General features: G+C 34.8%; 2 protein-coding genes and 1 pseudogene. All 3 read right to left on the reverse strand.

Annotated features, from left to right (window positions below):
• A pseudogene (locus tag B6D18_RS12140) lies at positions 1 to 224 on the reverse strand (helix-turn-helix domain-containing protein); the annotation flags it as partial.
• 93 nt (positions 225 to 317) lie between these two features.
• Positions 318 to 1,766 carry an APC family permease gene (locus B6D18_RS12145; RefSeq protein ID WP_086359192.1) on the reverse strand — a complete coding sequence of 483 codons (1,449 nt, stop codon included), beginning with the start codon at positions 1,764 to 1,766 and terminating at the stop codon, positions 318 to 320.
• A 170-nt stretch (positions 1,767 to 1,936) separates the two neighbouring features.
• Positions 1,937 to 2,971 (reverse strand): alcohol dehydrogenase AdhP, encoded by a 1,035-nt coding sequence (adhP, locus tag B6D18_RS12150; protein WP_086364679.1) that lies wholly within the window; start codon positions 2,969 to 2,971, stop codon positions 1,937 to 1,939.
• Between the last annotated feature and the right edge of the window lie 210 nt (positions 2,972 to 3,181).

Below are 3,181 nucleotides of genomic sequence, written 5' to 3' on the forward strand. Positions count from 1 at the left end.
CAATTATTTGTCCACATTAATTTTAGTGCTTGTAATCTTGCTTCGGCATGACGTAAATGAGGTGTTGGTTGAAAGACGTTACCTCCATGAATCGCAACCACTTGGGACCAATATCGAATCTGACGAGCAGATATCGCATATTTTTTTGAAAGAATTTCCGATGATTCTCCTGATAAGAATTCATTAGCTATGATAATTTTTAAATCTCGACTATATTTTGACATAAAAAGACCCCCAGTAATTGGTTGTCCAACTATTGGGGGGCACTTCAATCTGTCGGTTTTAATTAACAATTGTTGAATCAATATGCTTAACGATTATTTGATTACAAAATAACCGTAAGCAATTAAACCTAAAACAATAATAATTGAAGATATTGCAATCATATACTTAGTTTTAAATTGGTATTTCTTTACTTCACCAAGTGAAAGTTCAATATGTTTATTTTTATTATCAAAATAGTAATAAAGAGGCAAACCAATTAAAGTTAATACAATTGAAGCAATCCCATTTACTGTTTGGTGAATTAACATACCATATATAACATAGCCAGCGCCTAAAATAGCGATAAGAGGAATAACTGGGTAACCAATGACTTTATAAGGTCTTGGGATATCAGCAAATTTTTTCCTCGCGATAATTACCCCAATAAACGTCAATAGATAAAAAACCCAAATAGAGAACATCGAGATTTCAGATAAACGATCAGCATCAAGCAGGGTTGAATAAAGGAATGAAAAAACAACCAATATAATAATTGCATTCACTGGTGAACGGCTATCGTCATCAATAGTACTTAAAAATTTTGCTCCAATGATGGTTCCTCGCTCTCCCATACTAAAAATAGTTCGAGATAAAGTCATGATATAACCATTAATACCACCAAGAATTGAAACCATTATACCAACAGCAACTAAATTACCGCCTAAATGTCCAAACATGCGTTGTGAAGCAACTGCTGAAGCGTCATGCCCAAGCGTAACCATTTCTTGTACCGGAAATATCTTAAATAACGCAATATTGATACAAGCATAAACAATCACTAAAAATATTATGCCGAGAATAATTGCTTTAGGTAATACTTTTGATGGATTACGAATTTCACCAGCAACAGATGCAACCTGCGCCCATCCATCATAAGCAAATAGTGTTGCCAATATTGCCACTGCAAATGGTGCGTAAGTTTCAATACTTTGTCCACTAGCACTAAATAATGCAACTTGACCATTACCTTTCCATAATCCAAATATTGCTAACAACAAAATTGGAACAAGCTTACAAAAAGTAGCAATCGTTTGTAGATATCCAGCCTGTTTTACACCAATTGAATTAATGCATGCAATAAGCCCCAAAACACCAGCGCTTACCGCCATACGATAGGCATCATTGATCCCAAATAATAAACAAAATACAGAACTAAAATAACCAACCAAAGCCCCAACTAAGGATGGAGCAAAAAGTACAGTGATCATCCAACCATATAAATGAGAAACTTTAGCACCATAAATTTTTTCTAAATAAACCAGCATGCCCCCAGTTTTCGGGAACATAACCCCTAGTTCACATAACGTTAAACCACCACAAATTGAAAAAACTCCACCAATAATCCACGCTAACAAAGCAAAATTATAATCGCCAGCGACTTCTAATACAGCAGGTGGTTTCATAAATGCACCAGCGCCTAAAACCATTCCAACAACTAGTGATAATGCAGAAACTAAACCAAGATCTTTCCGCAAATTATTCTCTAAATTGTGTTCAGACATAAATAACCTCTTAAACTGATCAACAAAGCAAAATTTGCCTATAATAGGACTTTATTTATAAAAAACAAGCAAGATTAATTTTAATAGAAAAAAAGCTTTCCAAATCAGAAGTTACTGTCAATAAAAAAGTCAGCATAAAGCTGACTTTCAATAAGTTAATTACGCAATAATTACTTTTTTTTCTTCATTTTCATATCAATAACCATACGACCACGAATTTTACCTGCTTTCATTTCGTCAATCACATCATTGATATCTTCAAGAGGGCGTTTTTCAACAATTGGTACAACTTTACCTTCAGCACTAAAACGAAATGCTTCCGCTAAATCTTCTCGAGTACCTACTAATGAGCCTAATACCTGAATACCATCAAGAACTGTCTTAGGAATACTTAAATCCATTGTTTCAGAAGGTAGACCCAATGCAACAACCCGACCTAATGGACGTACAGAACCAATAGCCTGATTGAATGCTGTTTTAGTAACTGAAGTAACTACCGCACCATGCACACCACCATCAGTATGTTCTTTGATGTAAGCACCAACATCAGCCACTTTTTTAGGATTAACCACTAAATCAGCACCAAGTTTCTTACACAACTCTAGTTGACTATCACTGTTACTAATCGCAACAACTTTATTATTGAAAACATTTTTACCATATTCAATAGCCAAAGTACCAAGCCCACCAATACCAAATACAGCCAGCCATTGACCCGGTTTAGTATCGGCTACTTTTATGCCTTTATAAGTAGTCACCCCAGCACAAGTCACACTAGTTGCTTGGGCTGGATCAAGTCCATCGGGAACTTTTACCGCATAATCAGCTTTGACAATACATTGTTCAGCCATACCACCATCGACACTATAACCTGAATTTAAAGCACTTCGGCAAAATGTTTCATTACCCGATATACAATATTCACAGGTGCCACAACCTGCATGGAACCATGCAATACTAACACGATCTCCAACCTTCAAACTTGTTACATCAGGTGCAATTTTAGTCACAATACCCACACCTTCATGGCCAATTACTCGACCAGGTTTTTTACCAAAATCACCAGCAGCGACATGAAGATCAGTATGACAAAGCCCACAATACTCAACCTCAACTAAAGCTTCCCCAGCCTCTAATGGGCGAACAGGAATGTTTTTAATTTCAACTTGACCATCGCATTCTTGTTTAATGACTGCAGCTTTCATTTGTTTCTCCTAGAATAATTACAATTTTAAAAAATTATTGATTATATTTTAAACCATTTGTTTATAAAAAATATGCGCTATTTCACATTTATAATTAAAAATAAAAATTAATTTATAATATCTATATAAATGGGGACTAAATCATAATAATCAAATCATACACTCACTATCAATAATAGAAAAAGCCAAATATATTAAACAGATAAGCTA

This window comes from Gilliamella sp. A7 (assembly GCF_002142015.1).
In the GTDB taxonomy this organism is placed as follows: Bacteria; Pseudomonadota; Gammaproteobacteria; order Enterobacterales; family Orbaceae; genus Gilliamella; species Gilliamella apis_A.